The 19,820-nt window shown below is 57.1% G+C and carries 17 protein-coding genes and 2 pseudogenes; 6 read left to right on the top strand and 13 right to left on the bottom strand.

Annotated features, from left to right (window positions below; all coding sequences use genetic code 11):
- The first annotated feature begins 170 nt into the window (after positions 1 to 170).
- From dnaK to dapB, 3 genes are all read left to right on the top strand, one after another.
- Positions 171 to 2,069, top strand: coding sequence for a molecular chaperone DnaK (gene dnaK / locus AACH73_RS00795; RefSeq protein ID WP_338735112.1), 1,899 nt, complete (start codon positions 171 to 173; stop codon positions 2,067 to 2,069).
- Between the two features lie 201 nt (positions 2,070 to 2,270).
- The gene (gene dnaJ, locus AACH73_RS00790; RefSeq protein WP_272739835.1) at positions 2,271 to 3,437 is read left to right on the top strand and encodes a molecular chaperone DnaJ; all 1,167 of its coding nucleotides are present in this window, start codon (positions 2,271 to 2,273) and stop codon (positions 3,435 to 3,437) included.
- Between the two features lie 146 nt (positions 3,438 to 3,583).
- Positions 3,584 to 4,336, top strand: coding sequence for a 4-hydroxy-tetrahydrodipicolinate reductase (gene dapB / locus AACH73_RS00785; protein WP_338735110.1), 753 nt, complete (start codon positions 3,584 to 3,586; stop codon positions 4,334 to 4,336).
- On the opposite strand, the gene AACH73_RS00780 is transcribed toward dapB, so the two are convergent.
- The 3 genes from AACH73_RS00780 to coaBC form a co-directional block, all read right to left on the bottom strand.
- Positions 4,303 to 4,650: a hypothetical protein gene (locus AACH73_RS00780; protein WP_272739833.1), complete on the bottom strand. Its 348-nt coding sequence runs from the start codon at positions 4,648 to 4,650 to the stop codon at positions 4,303 to 4,305. The genes dapB and AACH73_RS00780 overlap by 34 nt on opposite strands.
- A 94-nt stretch (positions 4,651 to 4,744) precedes the next feature.
- Complete coding sequence (gene dut, locus AACH73_RS00775; protein WP_272739832.1) at positions 4,745 to 5,206, bottom strand: dUTP diphosphatase; 462 nt, start codon at positions 5,204 to 5,206, stop codon at positions 4,745 to 4,747.
- Positions 5,203 to 6,402: a bifunctional phosphopantothenoylcysteine decarboxylase/phosphopantothenate--cysteine ligase CoaBC gene (gene coaBC, locus AACH73_RS00770; RefSeq protein WP_272739831.1), complete on the bottom strand. Its 1,200-nt coding sequence runs from the start codon at positions 6,400 to 6,402 to the stop codon at positions 5,203 to 5,205. Before coaBC ends, dut begins: the two co-directional genes overlap by 4 nt.
- Before the next feature lie 248 nt (positions 6,403 to 6,650).
- Between coaBC and AACH73_RS00765 the strand changes: the two genes are divergently transcribed.
- Positions 6,651 to 8,630 (top strand): EAL domain-containing protein, encoded by a 1,980-nt coding sequence (locus tag AACH73_RS00765; protein WP_272739830.1) that lies wholly within the window; start codon positions 6,651 to 6,653, stop codon positions 8,628 to 8,630.
- Here the strand turns inward: AACH73_RS00765 and AACH73_RS00760 are convergent.
- From AACH73_RS00760 to AACH73_RS00715, 10 genes and pseudogenes are all read right to left on the bottom strand, one after another.
- Complete coding sequence (locus AACH73_RS00760) at positions 8,608 to 9,585, bottom strand: magnesium transporter CorA family protein (protein WP_272739829.1); 978 nt, start codon at positions 9,583 to 9,585, stop codon at positions 8,608 to 8,610. The two genes, AACH73_RS00765 and AACH73_RS00760, sit on opposite strands and share 23 nt — an antisense overlap.
- A 65-nt stretch (positions 9,586 to 9,650) precedes the next feature.
- Positions 9,651 to 11,321, bottom strand: a complete 1,671-nt coding sequence (locus tag AACH73_RS00755; protein ID WP_272739828.1) for a methyl-accepting chemotaxis protein — start codon at positions 11,319 to 11,321, stop codon at positions 9,651 to 9,653.
- Between the two features lie 172 nt (positions 11,322 to 11,493).
- A complete protein-coding gene (gene ubiB, locus AACH73_RS00750) occupies positions 11,494 to 13,011 on the bottom strand; it encodes a 2-polyprenylphenol 6-hydroxylase (protein ID WP_338735735.1) in 1,518 nt (505 codons plus the stop codon).
- 12 nt (positions 13,012 to 13,023) lie between these two features.
- Positions 13,024 to 13,767, bottom strand: a complete 744-nt coding sequence (locus tag AACH73_RS00745) for a class I SAM-dependent methyltransferase (protein ID WP_272740051.1) — start codon at positions 13,765 to 13,767, stop codon at positions 13,024 to 13,026.
- Between the two features lie 84 nt (positions 13,768 to 13,851).
- Complete coding sequence (locus AACH73_RS00740; protein WP_272739827.1) at positions 13,852 to 14,223, bottom strand: EF-hand domain-containing protein; 372 nt, start codon at positions 14,221 to 14,223, stop codon at positions 13,852 to 13,854.
- Between the two features lie 508 nt (positions 14,224 to 14,731).
- Entirely contained in the window at positions 14,732 to 15,049 is a 318-nt protein-coding gene (locus AACH73_RS00735) for a DNA-binding transcriptional regulator (RefSeq protein ID WP_272739826.1), read from the bottom strand.
- Entirely contained in the window at positions 15,033 to 15,437 is a 405-nt protein-coding gene (locus AACH73_RS00730) for a type II toxin-antitoxin system RelE/ParE family toxin (protein ID WP_272739825.1), read from the bottom strand. The genes AACH73_RS00735 and AACH73_RS00730 overlap by 17 nt, the downstream gene beginning before the upstream one ends.
- 360 nt (positions 15,438 to 15,797) lie before the next feature.
- Positions 15,798 to 16,373 (bottom strand): annotated as a pseudogene (locus AACH73_RS00725) (transposase); the annotation flags it as partial.
- Positions 16,374 to 16,778: 405 nt separating this feature from the next.
- Positions 16,779 to 17,468: pseudogene (locus AACH73_RS00720) on the bottom strand (RHS repeat-associated core domain-containing protein); the annotation flags it as partial.
- 29 nt (positions 17,469 to 17,497) lie between these two features.
- Positions 17,498 to 18,256 carry a hypothetical protein gene (locus AACH73_RS00715; RefSeq protein WP_272739824.1) on the bottom strand — a complete coding sequence of 253 codons (759 nt, stop codon included), beginning with the start codon at positions 18,254 to 18,256 and terminating at the stop codon, positions 17,498 to 17,500.
- Positions 18,257 to 18,537: 281 nt separating this feature from the next.
- Between AACH73_RS00715 and AACH73_RS00710 the strand changes: the two genes are divergently transcribed.
- Together AACH73_RS00710 and tsaE are read left to right on the top strand one after the other, a co-directional pair.
- A complete protein-coding gene (locus AACH73_RS00710; protein ID WP_272739823.1) occupies positions 18,538 to 19,380 on the top strand; it encodes a 1-acyl-sn-glycerol-3-phosphate acyltransferase in 843 nt (280 codons plus the stop codon).
- Positions 19,377 to 19,808 carry a tRNA (adenosine(37)-N6)-threonylcarbamoyltransferase complex ATPase subunit type 1 TsaE gene (gene tsaE / locus AACH73_RS00705; RefSeq protein WP_272739822.1) on the top strand — a complete coding sequence of 144 codons (432 nt, stop codon included), beginning with the start codon at positions 19,377 to 19,379 and terminating at the stop codon, positions 19,806 to 19,808. The genes AACH73_RS00710 and tsaE overlap by 4 nt, the downstream gene beginning before the upstream one ends.
- Positions 19,809 to 19,820 lie beyond the last annotated feature (12 nt).

The raw sequence follows: 19,820 nt of genomic DNA, 5'->3' as shown, positions 1-19,820 counted from the left end.
CTCTTGCAGGCCGAAACGCGCCCCTTATATCGGTTGCAGATTTGGGGGTTCCGGAAAACCGGCGGCTCGCAAAATTGGTAAAATTCATCTCACCGGGGATGGACAAGCGGGGTGCTTATCTTCAAAAGGCCTCAAAAGCCCATTGCCTTAAACGGAGTAAATCTGGACTCATGGCTAAAATCATCGGTATCGACCTTGGTACGACCAATTCGTGCGTCGCCGTTATGGACGGCAAGAACCCGAAGGTCATCGAAAACGCCGAAGGCGTTCGCACCACGCCGTCGGTGGTCGCCATCGTGGACGACTCGGAGCGCCTGATCGGGCAGCCCGCAAAGCGTCAGGCGGTTACCAACCCCTCCAATACCTTCTTCGCCATCAAGCGTCTGATCGGCCGCACCTACAACGATCCGATGGTCCAGAAGGACAAGGGCATGGTGCCCTACGAAATCTCCAAGGGCCCCAACGGCGACGCCTGGGTTAAGGCCCACGGCAAGGACTATTCGCCGCAACAAATTTCGGCTTTCATCCTTCAAAAGCTGAAGGAAGACGCCGAAGCCTATCTGGGTGAAACCGTCACTCAGGCCGTCATCACGGTTCCGGCCTACTTTAATGACGCACAGCGTCAGGCGACCAAGGACGCCGGTAAGATTGCCGGCCTTGAAGTCCTGCGCATTATCAACGAGCCGACTGCCGCCGCTCTGGCCTATGGCCTCGACAAGAACGACGGCAAGAAGATCGCCGTCTATGACCTTGGTGGCGGTACGTTCGACGTCTCGGTTCTCGAAATCGGCGACGGCGTCTTCGAAGTGAAGTCGACCAATGGCGACACCTTCTTGGGTGGTGAAGACTTCGACATGCGCGTCGTCGATTACCTCGCCGACGAGTTCAAGAAGGAAAACGGCGTTGATCTGCGTTCCGACAAACTGGCCCTGCAACGCCTCAAGGAAGAGGCTGAAAAGGCTAAGAAGGAGCTTTCGACGGTTGCGCAGTACGACCTGAACCTGCCCTTCATCTCGATGAACGCGTCGGGCCCGCTGCACCTGAACCTTAAGCTGACCCGCGCAAAGCTGGAAAGCCTCGTTGAAGATCTTATCCAGAAGACCATCGCTCCGTGCCAGCAGGCACTGAAGGATGCGGGCCTTAAGGCGTCCGACATTGACGAAGTCGTCCTCGTCGGCGGCATGACCCGTATGCCGAAGGTGCAGGAAGCCGTGAAGGCCTTCTTCGGCCGCGAACCGCACAAGGGTGTGAACCCCGACGAAGTCGTGGCGCTCGGTGCCGCTATTCAGGCCGGCGTTCTGCAAGGCGACGTCAAGGACGTGCTGCTGCTCGACGTCACCCCGCTGACGCTCGGCATTGAGACGCTCGGTGGCGTGTTCACCCCGCTGATCGAACGCAACACCACGATCCCGACGAAGAAGTCTCAGGTCTTCTCGACTGCCGATGATAATCAGTCGGCCGTGACGATCCGCGTCTTCCAGGGCGAGCGTCCGATGGCATCCGACAACAAGTTGCTGGGTCAGTTCGACCTCGTTGGTATCCCCCCCGCACCGCGTGGGGTCCCGCAGATCGAAGTCACCTTCGACATCGACGCCAACGGCATCGTGAACGTCAATGCGAAGGACAAGGCGACCAACAAGGAGCACTCGATCCGCATTCAGGCCAATGGTGGCTTGAGCGACTCTGACATCGAGGACATGATCAAGCAGGCTGAGGCCAACAAGGCCGATGACGAAAAGCGCAAGGCGCTGATCGAAGCCCGCAACCAGGCGGACGCTCTGGTACACTCGACGGAAAAGGCCCTCAAGGACTTCGGTTCGAAGGTCTCCGCCGAAGACAAGACGGCCATCGAAACGGCTCTCGCCGATCTGAAGGCGGCCAAGGACGGTGAAGACGTCGAGGACATCAAGGCCAAGCATCAGGCGCTTCTGACGGCTTCGATGAAGCTCGGTGAAGCCATGTATGCCGCCCAGGGTGCAGGCGAAGCCGGTGAAGAGGCTCAGGCCGATGACGGCGTTGTCGATGCCGAGTTCGAAGAAGTCGATGGCGACGGCAAGAAGAGCGCTTAAGCCGACGCTTTGACAAGACAAAGGGGGGAGTCTGATTTCGGTTGGGCTCCCCTTTTTTTGAGTTTTTTATTACATCGGATATGATGCCGGTGTGAATGTTGCAGGCAACCCAGGCGGGGGCTTGGGAATGGTTTATCGCGCATTTGATTCCGAAACCCGTAAGGCCGTTTCCGGGATGCGCTTAAAGGACTGCTAAGTACAATGGCGCGTGATTACTACGAAATCCTGGGGGTGGCCCGCGATGCGGATGACGCGACCCTGAAATCGGCTTTTCGCAAGAAGGCGATGGAGCATCACCCTGACCGTAATCAGGGTGATGATCAGGCCGAGGCGCGTTTTAAGGAGGTCAACGAGGCATATTCGATTCTGTCAGACGCGAACAAGCGCGCCGCCTATGACCGCTTCGGACACGCCGGTGTTAATGGACAAGGTGGCGGCTTTGGCGGTCAGGGCGGTTTCGGCGGCCAGGGCTTTGGCAATGTCGAAGACATCTTCTCTGAAATGTTCGGCGACATCTTCGGCGGCGGGGGCGGCGGTCGCCGCTCGGGCCCGCAACGCGGCCCGGATGTGCGTTATGATTACGAAATTACCCTCGAACAGGCCTATAAGGGGGCGGATGTTGAACTAAACATACCGACGACCCTGACCTGCGAGGTTTGTAAGGGTTCAGGGGCCAAGGCCGGCACAAAGCCAGCAACCTGCCATACCTGCGGCGGTGCAGGTCGCGTGCGCACTTCCAACGGTTTCTTTGCCGTAGAGCGCACCTGCCCGACCTGCAACGGTCAGGGCCAGGTAATCAAAGAACCCTGCACCAACTGTCACGGCCACGGTCAGGTGCGCGCCAATCGCAAGCTTAACGTCCGCATCCCGGCCGGCGTTGATGACGGTGCGCGCATCCGGCTGTCTGGCGAAGGTCAGGCCGGCGCTAATGGTGGTCCACGCGGTGACCTCTACATCTTCCTGTCAGTCGCCGAGCACGAGATTTTTGAACGTGACGGTGCCGATCTGCACTGTCAGATCCCTGTGCCCATGCCCACCGCCGTTCTAGGGGGGGAGGTTGAAGTGCCTTGCCTGATGGGGGGCGAAGGGTGCGACGGCACCTGTAAACTCGAAGTCGCCATCCCCGAAGGCGCCCAAACCGGTCACAAGGTCAAGATCAAGGGCAAAGGCATGCCGGTCCTCAATTCGAAACAGCGCGGCGACCTGCTGGTCGAACTGTTTGTAGAGACACCCAAGCATCTGAGCGCCCGCCAGAAAGAGCTTATGAAGGAATTTGCCGAAATCGCCGAGGCACAGTCTTACGCGCAGTCGCAAGGGTTCATGCATAAGGCTAAACGCTTCTGGGACGACATTACCGGCACGGCGTAGTGGCGCAGAAAATGCCGCGCGCTTAGACGCACCGCCATTTTGAAATGAGGAACTGACAAATCCGGCGCGGGTTCGCCCTTAGCCGGATTTGACTTATGCGCGCCTCCTGCCTAGAGGAGCGAACAGGTTGATAACCCGGAGTTCTAATGACCCAGATTCGTTTTGCCGTTGCCGGCGCCAGGGGCCGCATGGGTCAGGCGGTTATCCGCGTGCTGACTGAGCGCGACCTGACGATTGCGACTACATTTGACAAGGGTGATACGATCGATCTGTCGCAGGCCGATGTGGTGATCGATTTCACGACCCCGTCCTCGACACTGGCTCTGGCCGAAGCCTGCGCGCTTGAGGGGGAAAAGCGGGGCAGGGCACTGGCGCATATCATCGGTTCAACCGGGTTCATGCCCCAACAGCTCATCGCGCTCGACGCCTATGGTGAGCGCAATATCGTGCTGCGTTCGGGAAACTTTTCGCTGGGCGTCAATATGCTGATGGGACTGGTGAAACAGGCCGCAAGCAAGCTCGCCGCAGATGCCTGGGACATCGAAGTTTTGGAAGCGCATCATAAGCGTAAAGTGGATGCCCCTTCAGGCACAGCACTGATGCTGGGCGACGCGGCCGCCGAAGGACGCGGGGTTGATCTGAATGAGGTGCGCGTTGCCGCTCGTGACGGCCTGACGGGCCAGCGCGAGCCTGGCACGATCGGGTTCTCGGTCATTCGCGGCGGTGGCATTATCGGCGAGCACAGCGTACTGTTTGCGGCTGAAGATGAAGTGATAACCTTGTCTCACTCCGCGCGTGACCGCACCCTGTTTGCGCGCGGCGCCATAGAAGCCGCGCTATGGGCCGCACAGCAATCAGCTGGCCTTTACGACATGCAAGACGTCTTAGGCTTTCGCTGAACCCAGCGTCTGACGCCGAAAGCCTCAGAAACCCACACTGGAAGAATGGCCACAACACCCATCAGAACAAACTGAATGCTGTATTCCGGCTCACTGAAGTCGGGTGCAATGGGCGGCAGACCAGACAAAAGAGGCCAAAGACTGCTTAAAGCAAGGGTCAGGCACAGGGCGATTAACAGACGCGCGGCAACGGGTAACCAAAGAAGAAAGGCGGCCAAAAGGCCCGCAAGCACGGCGGGCCACAGGTTAAGCCCGTTTACCGCCGCTTCAATCAGATCACTCAGCAGTCCGTATAGGTCTAGGATATCCGACATGGCTCACCACCCAGATTCGCGCGTGAGGCGAGTTTGGGATGTTTCGCCGGTCAGGTAAACCCGGCAATACTGCACATTCGCGTGAATCGCTTTCTCAAACCCGTCCGGTCGAGCCAAAGCCGCCCGCACCGCGCTCGGTATCATCAAGGCTTTCAACCACTTCCCATTCGATACGGGCGTGACGAGCTACCACCATCTGGGCAATCCGATCACCGCGATGGATCTCGAAGTCCTCAGTCCCAAGATTGATGAGTATGACGCCAATTTCCCCGCGATAATCCGAATCCACCGTCCCTGGCGAGTTGAGACAGGTAATGCCGTGTTTCAATGCGAGGCCTGAGCGCGGACGCACCTGCACTTCAAAACCAAGCGGCACCGCAACCTTCAGACCTGTCGGTATAAGTGCGCGTCCTAAGGGCTTGAGCGTCACGACTTCGCCATCAGCTATGGCCGCGCGCAGGTCAAGGCCAGCGGAGCCTTCCGTCTCATAAGCGGGCAGGGCAAGGCCGGCCGCATGCGGCAACTGAATGATGTGAGCGGTGGGGGTATAGGTCATTTCAGCCTTGTGGTCAGATATTGGATAAGATCAGCGGCCACTTCGGCTTTGGTCAGGTGCTTGCCCGCCGTAGGGCCCGAGGCGTCGATCAGGATCATATTGGTGGTATCACGGTCGAAAACGTCCTTCGACACGTCATTGGCCAGAATGGCGTCCGCTCCCTTTGTCCGCAGTTTGGTCTGGCCATAGACCTCGACATTGCGCGTTTCCGCCGCGAAGCCGATGACGAGCTGCGGGCGCTGTTTCGGGTGGTGTCCGACACTCGCGAGGATATCGGGATTTTTGACGAGGGTGATCGTCAGTTCGCCGTCCACACCCTTCTTTTGCTTGTCCCGGGCTATGTCTCTGGCGCGCCAGTCGCCCACCGCCGCCACGCCGATGAACACATCCGCAGGTAGGGCGGCATGCACCGCATCATGCATTTCGGTGGCGGTTTCCACATCGATACGAGTGACGCCCGCCGGGGTTGCCAGGCTGACGGGGCCAGAGATGAGCGTCACGCGCGCTCCGGCCTCAGCCGCGGCGGCGGCGATGGCATAGCCCTGCTTCCCGGAGGAGCGGTTGGTGATACCACGCACGGGGTCGAGAGGCTCAAAGGTCGGCCCAGCGGTAATCAGTACGTGGCGACCCTTTAAGGGTTGCGCCTTTGGTTTAAGGGCGGACTGAATCGCCGCGAAAATAGCGTCGGGTTCGCTCATGCGACCCAGACCGTATTCGCCACAGGCCATATCGCCTTCGTCAGGCCCGGTGAACAGCACCCTGTCCGCGCGCAACGTCGCCAGATTGCGTTGCGTGGCCGGGTGATGCCACATGCGCACATTCATGGCTGGAGCCATCAGGACGCGCTTATCCGTAGCCAGAAGGAGCGTGGTCGCCAGATCATCGGCAAGTCCGTTGGCCACAGAGGCCATCAGGTTGGCGGTTGCAGGGGCCACCACCACCAGCTCGGCCTGACGAGACAGCGTAATGTGACCCATTTCGGTCTCATCGGTCAGATCGAACAGATCCGTATAGACCTTGTCTCCCGAAAGGGCGGCCGCACTTAAAGGCGTGACAAACTGCTGCGCGGCTTTCGTCAGCACAACACGCACGCTCAAGCCCGCCTTTTTAATGAGACGGATCAGCTCCAACGCCTTATAGGCCGCGATGCCGCCGCCGACGATGAGCAGGATACGAGGGGGAGTTTCAGCGGTCATGGTCAAAGCCTTTACTGGCTTTCGGATCGGTCTGGCAAGACATATGGGTGGCCTTTTCGCGTCTGGCAACGCCGCCGATCCCTGGCGCGTGAGCCGTGCGCACGCGCGACAATCCTATATTACCGGCAGGCGATCGAGAGAGGTCGTCGCATTTGCTAAGTTGAGCTTTTTTGACCCCCGCGTCGATTAAATCCTTTTTAGACAAAATGGGTTAAGGTCGGGATGAATATCAACAAACGGGCCGAGCCGTGAAATCGTTTAGTAAAACCTTGCGTGCCCTATTCAGCGTTCCCGCAGACGACCCGGAACTGGCCGTTGCGCAGTTTCGCGCCCTGTCACGCCAGGTGCCACTCCTCTATTTCTTGCTCATCGTGAGCTCTCTGGCGGTGAGTTATACCTTCTCTCACCAGGCCCCTTTGTGGTTATCCGTGTGGCTCCCGGGGTTTTTGTGCCTGATCGCAGGCGTGCGTGGCATTCATTGGTGGCGCAATCGCCATCAGGACGTCACGCCTGCCGAGGCGATCGCCCAGCTGCGCCGTACCACCCGGATGGCCGCCCTACTCGCCGTCGGCTTCATGACCTGGGGGCTTAGTCTACACCCCTATGGCAACGACCACGCGCAAGGTCATGTCATCTTCTATATGGGGATCACGGTTGTCGGTTGCATCTTCTGTCTGATGCACCTGCGGGCCGCGGCGCTTTTGGTCACGCTTATCGTCAACGTACCTTTTATCATCTTCTTTGGGATTGCCGGAGACAAGACTGAAAAGGCAATTGCCGTCAATATCGTGCTTGTAAGCGGGGCCATCTTCACGATCTTGATGACCCACTATCGGGATTTTGCTGACCTTGTGCGCTCGCGCCGGGATCTGATGGAAAAACAGGCAGAGACGCAAGCGCTGTCCGATGAGAACTTCCGAATAGCCAATCTTGACGCCCTGACCGAGCTACCTAATCGTCGTCGCTTTTTCCATGATCTCGAAAAGGCGTTTACTGAGGCGAAGGACGGCCGCTTGGGACTGGCCGTCGGTGTCCTAGACCTCGATGGATTCAAACCCATCAATGACACCTACGGGCATGCGACCGGAGATAAGGTCCTCGCTGAGACGGCACGCCGTCTGGAAAAAGCTTGCCGAGGTTTGACGGGCGTCACGGCCGACATCTATCGACTGGGCGGTGACGAATTCGGGCTGATCGTTCATAACGCGATTGCCTCAGAGACCCTGAGCGATGTGGGCGGTCAGCTCACCGATGCGATACGTCTTCCCTTTGCGGTCGGAAGCACCCACGCGCACATGGCCTGTTCTGTGGGGGTGGCGCGCTGGAGCGAAACAATTGCCTCTGCCGAAACTCTGTTTGAGAACGCAGATTACGCCCTCTATTACGCCAAGCGGAATTTGCGCGGTCAAACCGTCCTATTCAGTGAGAAACATGCCGCGGAGATTCGTACCCAAACCCAGATTGAGCGCCACCTTCTGTCGGCGGATCTGGAGCAGGAACTCATTCAGCTATTTCAGCCTATAGTGGACCTGGAAACGGGTCGCGTCTTGTCGTTTGAAGCGCTTGCCCGCTGGTATAGCCCTCAGCTTGGTCTTGTACCGCCTGATGTCTTTATCCCCGTCGCTGAGCGTGCGGGCCTTATTGGCGGTGTAACCCGCATCCTTCTGGAAAAAGCGTTGCGCGAAATGCGCCATTGGCCGGAAGATATCGGGCTCTCTTTCAATCTCTCGGCGCATGATATATGCGCGGCGGAGGGCGTGGTGAGACTTGTAGCGATCGTCAATGCCTCAGGCATAGATCCCAAGCGCATCGACTTTGAAATCACAGAAACCGTTATGGCCCATGATTTCATCAAGGCGCGCCAATCGATGCAGACCCTAAAGGCGCTGGGGTGTCACCTGTCGCTCGATGATTTCGGCACCGGCTATTCGTCTCTCAGCTACGTCCATCGCCTGCCGCTCGACCGCATAAAGGTTGATCGGAGCTTCGTCACCGATATTGAAAATGAAAGCGCAAGCAAGGTGGTGCGCTCCATGACCGGTCTGTGCGCGGATATGGGGTTAAAGTCGATTATCGAAGGCGTTGAAACCCCCGAACAGCTTGGGCGTCTTCGCCAGATGGGGTGTGATATGGCGCAAGGTTATTTGTTCGCGAAACCTATGCATCCGTCGATGATCGCCGCCTACTTGGCGGACACAAACCGCATCAAAGCCAGCCCCGCCGCTTAAAGACCCAATAGGGCACCAGCACGGCAATGACCATCAGGCCCACCGCCAAAGGATAACCAAACGCCCAGTGCAGTTCCGGCATATGGTCGAAATTCATGCCATAGATACCTGCGACCAGTGCTGGCGGCAGGAAGAAAACCGCGGTGGTCGAGAATATCTTACCGATCTGGTTTTGCTCGACATTGATCATCCCCAAAGCCGCGTCGAGCTGAAAGCTGATCTTATTCGATAAAAAGGCTGTCTGTTCGGCGATCGACTGCGTGTCCTTCAGCAGTGTCGCAAGGGCGCGGCTGTGACGCTCCTGTGCGGCCTGTGTGCCATTACGCACAAAGCCCACCACGCGTTGAAGACTCGATATGCTTTCATGGATGCGCGAATTGAGGTCTGCCAGCACCCCCAGCGACTTCAGCACGCCGTGCATGATATCTGAGGGCGTTCCCGTCTCACCTTCGAACCCCCGATCTGAAAAAATGCGTCGCGACAAGGCCTCCAGCCCCGTAATCACCTCGTCCGAATGCGACAGGGTACGCAGGACAATGGCCTCTAAAAGTCCTGTCAGGACGTCTATGCTGTTAGGGAAGGCTTTGGGTGTCAGAAGCAGATGCTCCTGCAGGGTCAAAAAGGGCGGCGGATCGATATCGCGCAACGTAATCAGAAAATCCGGAGTGAGTATAAAGGTCACCGTTCCGCACGCACGCGCTTCACGATCATCACTTAAAACCGACGCCGTCATGTAGGTCGTCCCGTCGCGCGTATACATACGGTTGAGCGCATGGTTACGCCAGGTTTCTTCACGCGTAGGCAGGGCGATATTGAGGTTTTGCGGCAGATGACGCAGTTCCTCCTCAGTAGGATTGAGAAGGTCTATCCAGACCGGCTCGTCAGGAACATTCTGATCCGCCTTTTGCTGGGCTTCAGCGATACGCTCGCCGATGCGATGGAAAATGGTGATCATTGGGCACCTCTAGCCGCCATGCTGCGCGCAAAGCTTTTCCCAATCCTTAAGGATTGTCCGACGCTTTAAGCGGCGCGGACGCCGGAAATGAACTCGTGAACATCCTTGCGCAATGTGTCGGCTTGGCGTGACAATTCACCCGAAGCGCTCAAAACTTGCGTGGCCGCCACCGTCGTCTCTTCCGTGGCCCGGGAAATGCCTGACATGTTCTGGGCAACCGCCACTGTGCTTTGAGAGGCTTCCTGGACGTTTCTCGCAATCTCCTGCGTCGTGACATATTGCTCGTCGACGGCCGCAGAAATAGCCGTTGAGACCTCCGACATCTGATCAATCGTGGCCTGAATCTGATCGATGGCCTCGACCGCTTCAGCGACAACGGTGCGAATTTCAAGCACCTGAGCCTCAATATCGGCCGAGGCTTTTGAAGTCTGTTGAGCCAGGGTTTTGACTTCACTGGCCACTACAGCGAAGCCCTTACCCGCCTCGCCTGCCCGGGCGGCCTCAATGGTGGCGTTCAGGGCGAGTAGGTTGGTCTGCGACGCGACCTGCGTAATCAAGTTCACAAAGCCTCCGATGCGCTCGGCGCCATCGGAAAGTTTATGAACGACCTCTGACGAGCGCCGGGCTTCGGCCATTGCCGTGCGGGCAATGTGGACAGAACCTTGTACCTGGCGCGCGATCTCTTGCACCGTTGCCGACATTTCTTCAGTCGCCGCGGCAACGGTTTGGACATTCATCGACGCCTCCTCCGACGCGGAAGAAACCGTCGTGCTCTGTCTTGTCGTCTCCTCGGCCCCTGAGGTGAGGCTTTCTGCCGAGGCTTCAAGTTCTGTCGCCGCCACAGAGACAAACTGGATGCTTTCGCGGGTTTGCGCGTCAAAACGCTGGACGAGCCCCTCTATGACCCGCGCGCGCGCTTCTCTCTGAGCCAGCTCTTCTTTCTCCGCCGCTTCAAGCCGCTGGCGTTCAAGCCCGTTCGCCTTGAACACCTCAACCGCACGCGCCATCTCGCCGATCTCATTACGCGCCTCCCGACCCGGGACCTCGGTCTGGTACTCACCGTTCGCCAGTCGCGACATGACGTCGGTCAACCTGTTAATGGGCAGAATGACCCGGTGGCGCACAATCCAGATACCTATGATGCCTAAAACCGCATTGATGAGTAAGGCAAGGCCTACACCCCACAAAAATCGGGTCTGGGAAATGGATGCCTTATCAAATGACTTCTTGGCTTCAGACACCTGCAGCTTAACGAGAACATCAAAGGCAGCGGTTACGGGGTCAATCGAGGGATATAACTCTGAAGACACATAGGTTTCTAAAGCTATCTGATCTTTGCGAACCATGATGTCACGCAGCTGAGCAATAGAGGCTTTTGCCTTATCCTTTTGCTCTTTGGCCGCCTGAGCAAGGGCCTTCTCGTTGTCATCCATATAGGTCAGCATGTAGGCATCAAAGAGCCCATCAGAATGCTTTAAGGCCTCGTCCATGCGACGTACGCCGTCTTCAAAGCTCACTGTGCCCGCGCGAACCTTGTGCGCATTATCGACGATCGAAACCGCATAATCGTCGCTGATGCCCTTAAGCTGCTCTAACGGTATGACCCGATCGGCGTAAACAGTTTGAAGGCCTTTGCGACCAGCTTCGGCAATCAGAAACGCCAAGCCACAGCTTAACAGAGCGCCGACAATCAAAACGATAATCACGCCTTGCAAGCGCGCGCGGATGGTACGCATAAATTCCTGCCCCAGATACACGCCGCTCAGGGAGCGGTGGATCACCTTTAGAGGATTGCCGTTATGTAAAGGTGGCGGAAGTTAGTTAACGGAAGCCTAAACCTAAAGACCAGCGCGGATCTGAGACTGACGCCTCTAAACCTTCGGCGCAAAGGGCTCACATGTACCGCGTTCAGAAATGAAAAAGGCCGATCCATAGAGTGACGCCTAAGGCGAGTACCGAAGCAATCAATGCAAGGGTCGTCACGGTTCGACTCTGGCGAAGGTCCGACCTCAGCGAGATTAGGGCCCGACGCTCACGTTCACGGTCTTCGGCATCGTCATCATCAAGCTTAAGCTTATGCACCAGCTTGTCGATCAGACGGCGGGCTTCAGCCACGGGCGAGAGTTCGGACTGAATAAAGTCGCGCACAACCGGCCGTGCCGCCTCCCAGATATCGTGTTCGGGATATATACGACGCGCAACGCCCTCGACGCTAACCATGGTCTTCTGCAAAAGGACGAGTTCGGGCCGTAGATGCATATCAAACTGGGCGGTGATCTCGAAAAGTTGCGTCAGCAAACGCCCCATCGAAACCTCCGTCGCCGCCCTGCCCAAAACAGGCTCACCCACCGCGCGAAGCGCCTGCGCAAAGGCTTGAACGTCATGGTGCCGGGGCACATAGCCGGCCTCGAAATGCACCTCAGCCACCCGCTTATAGTTGCGACGCAGGAAACCCCACAGCATTTCGGCGAGATATAGCCGTTCTTTGGGCTTAAGCCGCCCGACGATGCCGAAATCAATCGCCGTCAGCTTATCAGGCGCCTGCGCAAACAGGTTGCCCTCGTGCAGGTCGGCGTGGAACATGCCGTGATTCAGGGCCTGAGACAGGAAAGCGCGGATAAGGTTATCGGCCATGGCCTGAGGCTGCAGTCCGGGCTGCGTAAGCGCCTCAGGCCGGCTGAGAGGAATACCTTTCGCCCATTCGATAACCAGAACGCGCTTAGCCACATAGTGCCATGCCACTTTGGGTGCGGACATATAGGGTTCTGCATTGATAATCTGGCCGAGCTCGTCGGCAGCAGACGCCTCAAGGCGCAGGTCGAGCTCCAAAAGGAGTGACTGCGCCACTGTCGCGACAAACGCTTCGGGTTCTAAACGCCGGGAGGCAGGCGACAGGAAAGCGATGATCTTAGCCGCCAGCGTCATCATCGCTATATCGTCGGCAATAATCTGTTCGATGCCGGGCCGCAGTATTTTCACGGCGACCTGACGTCCGTCTTTCAGGATGGCACGGTGCGCCTGCGCGATGGAAGCGGCACCGATGACTTCGCCAAATTCAAAGAAGATATCATCGACCGGCTTTTCCAGAGCCTCTTCAACCAAACGCCGCGCGGTTGCAGCATCAAAGGGCGGTAACTGATCTTTTAAGTGGCTGAGGTCGCGTATAAACTGATCGCCGAAGATGTCGCCACGCGTTGAGAGGACCTGGCCAAGTTTGATGAAGGCTGGGCCCAGCTTTTCGAACGCACGCGCATAGCGCAGTCCCACCCGGTCTTGCGGCCCGCGGCGGGCAAAGAAAAAGCGCAAGGCATTGGAAAAGAAACGCGACGGCGGATTAAGCTGATAACTGAGTTCGCGCGGGATAAAGACATCCTCGCGCATCAGGACGAACCCGGCCTTGATCAGGCGGAAAAACGAAGCGAACACCGACGCCAAAACTTACGCCCAGCCGTAATGCAGGGCGCACACCCCGCCCGTGAAATTGGTATAGCCCGTACGCCGGAAACCCGCCTTATCCATCATGCCGCGGAAGGTCTCCTGGTCGGGGAAGCGCTTGATGCTCTCGACCAGATATTGATAGGAATCGCGGTCATTGGCGATCATCTGCCCCATAAAGGGAATGACGTTGAAGGCATAAAACTCATAGCCGCTTTCAACGAGACCGGTCGTCGGGTGCGAGAACTCCAGACAGAAGAAGCGCCCACCAGGCTTCAGAACCCGTTTGGCCTCATTCAACGCCACCTGCACATCAGCGACGTTACGGATACCGAACGAGATGATGTAGGCATCAACGCTATTATCGGCGATCGCGAGGTTCATTGCATCACCTACCGACCACGTGATTTCCGGTTCAGATCCTTTTTGGATGCCGGCTTCAATCATGGCCTGATTATAGTCAATGATGCGGATTTCGGCGTCTTTTCCGCCTCTGCGGGCTTTGGCCGCACGCGCCAGCTTTGACAGACGGCGCGCAATATCACCCGTTCCGCCCGCGCAGTCGATGATGACCTCGCCAGGCTGAGGGTTTAGTTTGGCGCAGGCCGCATCCTTCCAAAGATGATGGACGCCCACTGACATAACATCATTCATCAGATCATATTTAGCCGCGACGTTTTTGAAAACGCCGTGGACAAGATTGACCTTTTCCCTCGCCTCTACGTCGCGGAAGCCGAAGGTGGACATTTTAGGGGTTTCGGAAGGGGCCGTCTGTTCGCTCATGCCACGGTTTTTAGACCAGCCGCACGGCTTTGGCGATAAGGAAAGTCCTTATTTGGAGGCCTGCGTCGTTTTTTCCCGCCCGATCAGAGCCAGAGCCGCCTTCGCACGGTACTCGTCTAGCGACACCTTATGGTCTTCATTGTCGTCATAGAGCGAGATGAAGAACTTAGCATCGGCCTTTATCGCCTCGGGGTCATTGCCCGTATGTGGCAGGCGCGGGGCCTCTTCTTCGGTGATAAAGCCGTCGCGGTTACGGTCAAATTCGGAAAAAATTCGTTTAATTTCCGCTTCACGCTGCGCAGGCGTCATCTTGTCCGTGCGCTCGGTAAAGTTGGGCTTTTGCTTAGGGTCGATGACGTCCTGCGCCACCACCGCGCCTGGCACAGACAACAGAGCCAGTGAAATCAGGGTCGCACGCATGAAGAGTCTCCCGAACGGCGCTCAGAGAACATATGAGGATTTATGCTGCCTATTCAATGGGGCCGCAATACGGCATGAGGACGCCGGAGCTGCCCCTCAAAAGAGAAAGTGAAGCTTCACTTGTAAATTCGTGCGCAATTCTGGCCCTCTAAAGGTTGATTTTCGCGTCCAACTCGCCCCCTCACGCAATGCAATCCCGTTGTAAAGTCTGCGTCTTAGAAGACTATGTTGGACGCGAAAAGGGGTGTGTTTTGAATGCGATTTGACACCGATGGGGTCAGTTTGTAAAAACTGTCACCTCTGACGCGGCAGATCGTATCGGGATGGATTTCCCGCGTTGCTTCCGTGGCTTACGGCGCATTTTCGCCGTCGCGATACACGCGCTGGCCAAAAATCGCCTTGAGGCGGTTTTCTTCAGATTTCAAAGACCTTCAGACGCACGATGGCACACACCGGCGGACGTGGGAAGACCGGATTCAGGCTGGCTGAGAGGAAGATAGGGCGGATATCAGGCGATGGCGCTGAGGCCGTTCTTACGGACGACGGACAGAAGCCGCAGCGCGGGACCGCCAGGACGCTTCTGGCCGCGCTCCCAGTCCGATACCAGGTTCGCCGACACGTTCAGATACCGAGCAAACACACCCTGTGAGACGTGCTCATGCTCGCGGATGGCGCGGATGTCCTCCGGGCTCAGCATGGGTGCCGGTGCCAGGCAGGCCTCATCGAAGTGACGCATTGTCCGCTTGTCGATTGCACCCTCATCATGCAGCCCTTCCATCATCTCGTGCAGGGCCGCAAAGGCTTCGCTCTTATAGGTCTTCGTCATCGCTCGTCACCTCTACCCATTTGCCTGTCTCCACCTGGACGGCTATCTGTGCCTCGGTCAGGCCCAGCACAAACCCGGCGGCCAGACGATATTCCTTCAGTTCCTCCGGCCCAAGATTGGCCTTGTCGTTCTTGGCGAAGCCATAAACGAACACGGCTCGATCCTGCGCCTTAAACAGGATGATGGTTCGGAAGCCACCGGATTTCCCGGCACCAGGCCGTGCCACGCGCTGCTTGATCACCCCGCCGCCAAGGTCAGCGTCGATCAGACCTGTTTCGGCATTTCGGATCGCCTCAACAAGCGTCGTGTCCTCGATTTTCTCTTTCCGCGCAAACTTCGCGAACCAGGCATTCTTGTAGATGCGCGCGGAGGGAGGCTGGGATGTCATGTAACCTTCTATCACACCTAGTGTGAGTTTTCAAACGCCGTCCCGGTCGTCGTCATCGTCGTCCGACAGGATCAGGTCGAGGCCCTGCAAGTCGGGCGGCGGCAGGCCGTCACCCGGTGTGCGCAGGCTTGTGGCTCCCGGAGGCGTGCGGGCATGGATCGCCTGAAGCTGGGCGACGGAGACGCGCGTATAGACCTGAGCGCTCTCGAGGTGTAAATTCGTGCGCAATTCTGGCCCTCTAAAGGTCGATTTTCGCGTCCAACTCGCCCCCTTAAGCAATGCAATCCCGTTGTAAAGTCTGTGTCTTAGAAGACTATGTTGGACGCGAAAAGGGGTGTGTTTTGAATGCGATTTGAAATTCCAGAGTGCCGCGCGCGCCGTCAGCATGGAATCCATGAGTTCGGACGTCATTTCGTCGGCCTTAACGGCTTCGCGTACGGCAGCATCGAAGCGGCCCCGGCTGGTATCTCCCAGACGGATACCGAAGGCCTTGAGCGAATGACGGATGGTGTTTTCAAGGTCGAGAAACTTACGCTTGAGGTTACGACGCTGGATCAGAAGGAGACGTACCCGGTAAACGGCCTCGCTCTTGATATAGGCGGTTTTGAACCAGCCGGTGCGCACGATATGGGCCAGTCCCAGCGCGTCCGTGGCGTCGGTTTTGTTACGCTGAGCCCTCAGGGCGGACCGCACATGATGGGTTTCCAGACAGATGGCGGGAAGACCGCGCGCCACCAGTTCGGGCTGCAGCCACGGCGACAAGGCCCCGGCTTCGTGACCGACCCGCTTGAGTTTGGGCAGGTAGGGTTTGAGCGTTCGCCACAAGGTATCGGGGTCGGTCGCCACCGAGGTTTGCAGCACCACGGTGCCTTTGTCGTCGACGACGCAGACCGCTGTGGTGTCGATGGATACGTCCAGTCCGCAGAAATAGTCCATAACGCGCCTCCTTTGGGGTTTGCGCTGAACAGTATCGCTGATTTTAAGGCCAGGCGGATCGGCAGCTTGTCTGACGCCAATTACATCAGCATGCGTAAACAGCGGTAAAGTCTCGAACCGTTATCCGCGCTTTTGTTTAAACAGAAAGGAGGACAAAGCTTCAAGCGCGACCAGAGTCAGAAAAATTGCCGGGAGGCCAAACACGACTTTAGCATGCTCCACGTCGGTCACATAAACAGTGGTCCCGTGATTATCGAACGGCTGCGTGTAGACAGAAGTAGGTTGAAGAATACCTCTGGCGCTCAAGAATCTAGTCATGTTCACCCACCAACTCAACGCGGCGATTCCCAAGCATGCGATCAAAAAACGGCAAACCCAAAGTATTCTGACGCGCATTTGGAACCCCTATTGTATAGCTGTACAAGATCGACCCGTGCAACCTGCCGAGGGTACGACGGCTGGAATAGCATCTGGGGCCAGACAAGAACGACCGGTGCAAGGAGATGTCGGAGGCGATGCTTTACCACCTGTTGCAACGTCGACTATGGAATAACTAGCACCTTTAGTCGCACCAAGACCCACGTCGCCGATAGAAACTGTTGCGGAATTCACAATTTTACCATCGCTCGTCCCGCTTGCACTCGTTATTCCAATAACGCCGCCCTTGAGATTTGTAGTCGAAAACGCACCGGCTTGATCTTTCATAAGGCCGTTTGCCGCAGTTCCATACAAAGTCACCCCCGGTCCTGGAGTAGACGCCCCTGCCGCCGTAGCGCCCTCCACAATAATTCCGGCGTTACCCTTAGTGTCGAAAGCCACGCCCATACTAAAGCTACCTTCGGCAACACCCCTAGACGCTCCCGCCGAGGCGCCAATGATAAACGTCTGTCCTGACGCCAAATTGGCGTCAACTGGAGGCGGAGGTTGATAGCCTCGCCCGGATGGTGGAACTGTAGAAGGCTGGCACGGGGTAGTCTTATCACGACCGCAAGTCCCGGCTGGATCGCTTTTATTTACAGGATCACCCCCCGTGTATCCATACAGGTTCAGGTCATCTTTTGATCCTATGGGGTCGGTTTGTAAAAAGCGGACCCAGACTTGATCGTACCTGCAAGATTAGAAAATTAGCGGCTGTCCGGGCCATAATTGGTAGCCGCGCTATCGCTCGCTACGGTTTCAGCGGCAGCCGTGGCGGTGGCCTCGATTTTTAAAGCCTGAGGAGCAGCGGCCTCAACCTTTGACGGCGCGTGAAGGTCGTCGCGCACATAGTGGTACATGCGTTCATCCGAGCAGGCGCAGACGCGGATATGTTGGGTGCCGTCACGCCAGATGACCAGTGGATATCGGATCTGCACGCCGTTATCGCCCAGCAGCGGTTCAAGCTTCGCAATGAAATCACGGCTCGCCTGTACCACCGCCGAACGCGCAAGATCGCCGTCGGCAGCACGGAAGGTCGGTTGCCACGCCTCTTCATTTGCCGCCCGCCATTGCTTATAGAGAGGATAGGAACGGTTAAGCCAAATCTCAGCGATGGTCGACCGCTCAGACGCGGTGGTCGTCACCTTGCCCTCGACGTCCATCGGGGCAAAGGGCACGATGCGGATGTCGGCAGAGGCCGCCTCAAACTTCGGGAGCTCCTGATCTTCCCATACCTTGCAGGTGGCGCAATTGCGATAGGTGATGACCCAGATTTCAGGGCCCTCCTTACCCGAAGCCGCATAGCCCGACGATTCCAGAAGTTCCTGAATATCTTTCTGCTTTTGCGTGATCGTAACGGGCTGCCAGCGCACAAAATTATCCCAGTAGAGCCAGTAGCCGGCAATACTCAGCACAGCGGCCACGATCAGGAAAATTATAGCGTAGAGTATGTGCTTTCTGGTCATCCGGCGCTCAGCCCCTCTCGAACCCGATGACTATACGCGCGTTATGCGCCTTCTGTTAAGGGTTTGGTTAACAGATTCAGCCCCATGACAAGGCCACAAGAGCGAATATGATGCCGGTGAGGGCCGCAAACCACAGCCAGAGATAAGGGCCCCGTGCCTTTAAGCGGCGGGAATCCTGACTTTTGGATGATGGTTTCGGGGCATGCGAAGCAGTCATAAGGTGAGGCTTAGCAAGAATGCGGGCACCGCGAAAGCCACGCATACTGGGGAGGGAAGACGAAATGGCGCTACCAAAGCCGCGTAACATTGTCGAAGAACTCATTATCGAACGCGCCCCAGGTTTCGCCTCTTCAATTGTCTGGCCTTTGGTTCGGCCAGCCCTTTATGGCCTTCTCGGATACAAGCGGGCCGTGGATATGGCTAAGGCTGTGGCGGATCTCTCCGGGCCAGAGGCGCTGGACTACATCTCACAACTCTTATCGCTCGTCCTCAAGGCCCGAGGGAGTGAGCGCATTCCAAAGACAGGGCGCTGCGTCGTTATCTGCAACCATCCAACAGGAATCGCTGATGGCATTGCCGTCTATGACCTTCTACGTCGTGTAAGATCAGATATCATTTTTTTCGCGAATGCTGATGCGCTACGGGTCAATCCGCGTTTTTCTGAGGTGCTGATCCCAGTCGAATGGGTGGAAGCAAAGCGCACTCGGGAAAAGACCCGCATCACACTCAGTTCAGCCCGTTGCGCATTCGAAGCGGAAAAATGCGTCGTTCTGTTTCCGGCCGGGCGTCTGGCGCGGAGAGGCCCGGACGGACAACTCAGCGATCCTGCCTGGCAAACGACCGCCTTGTCTTTGGCTCAAAAATATGATGCGCCACTCGTCCCCGTGCACCTATCGGGCCCAAACTCGATTTGGTTTCACAGCTTCAATCGCTTCTCGCAGGAACTTCGCGACATCACCTTGTTTCATGAGTTCTTGAATAAGGCCGGCAAACGCTTCGATGTGACGGTAGGGCCCGTCATCTCTTCCGAACAGCTTCAGGGCGAAGTGGGTCTGTTGTGTGAGCGCCTGAAGGCTTATATCGAACGGCAACTCCCGTTTGATCCGGACCTGCCTGCCCTATGAGCTTTTCTGATGATTGTTTTCTGGCTGACGACGCGGCCACAGCCGACTGGGGCGCGTGGCTTGCCACACAGCTTAAATCTGGCGATGTTGTCTATCTTTTGGGGGATCTTGGGGCCGGAAAATCGACGCTGGCGCGAGGTTTGATCAGGTCTCTGACGACGCCTGACGAAGATGTGCCCTCGCCGACCTTCACGCTCGTTCAAACCTACGAGGGCCGCGAACTCGATGTGGCGCATTTCGATTTATACCGCCTGACAGATCCGGAAGAGGTGTATGAGATCGGCCTCTTTGAGTTAGTCGAAACGCATCTGTGTCTCATCGAATGGCCCCAGAGGTTGGGACAATTCGCCTTTGACGCGCCATGGATCGTGCGCCTAAAAGAAGAAGATACGGGCCGACGCGTGACGCTTGAACGGCCCCTTTCGTAAGACCTTAGCCTG

The organism is Asticcacaulis sp. DW145 (assembly GCF_037101385.1).
GTDB classification, from domain to species: Bacteria; Pseudomonadota; Alphaproteobacteria; order Caulobacterales; family Caulobacteraceae; genus Asticcacaulis; species Asticcacaulis currens.
Note: the sequence above shows the minus strand (reverse complement) of the source record. Positions and strands in the feature narration are given on the sequence as shown.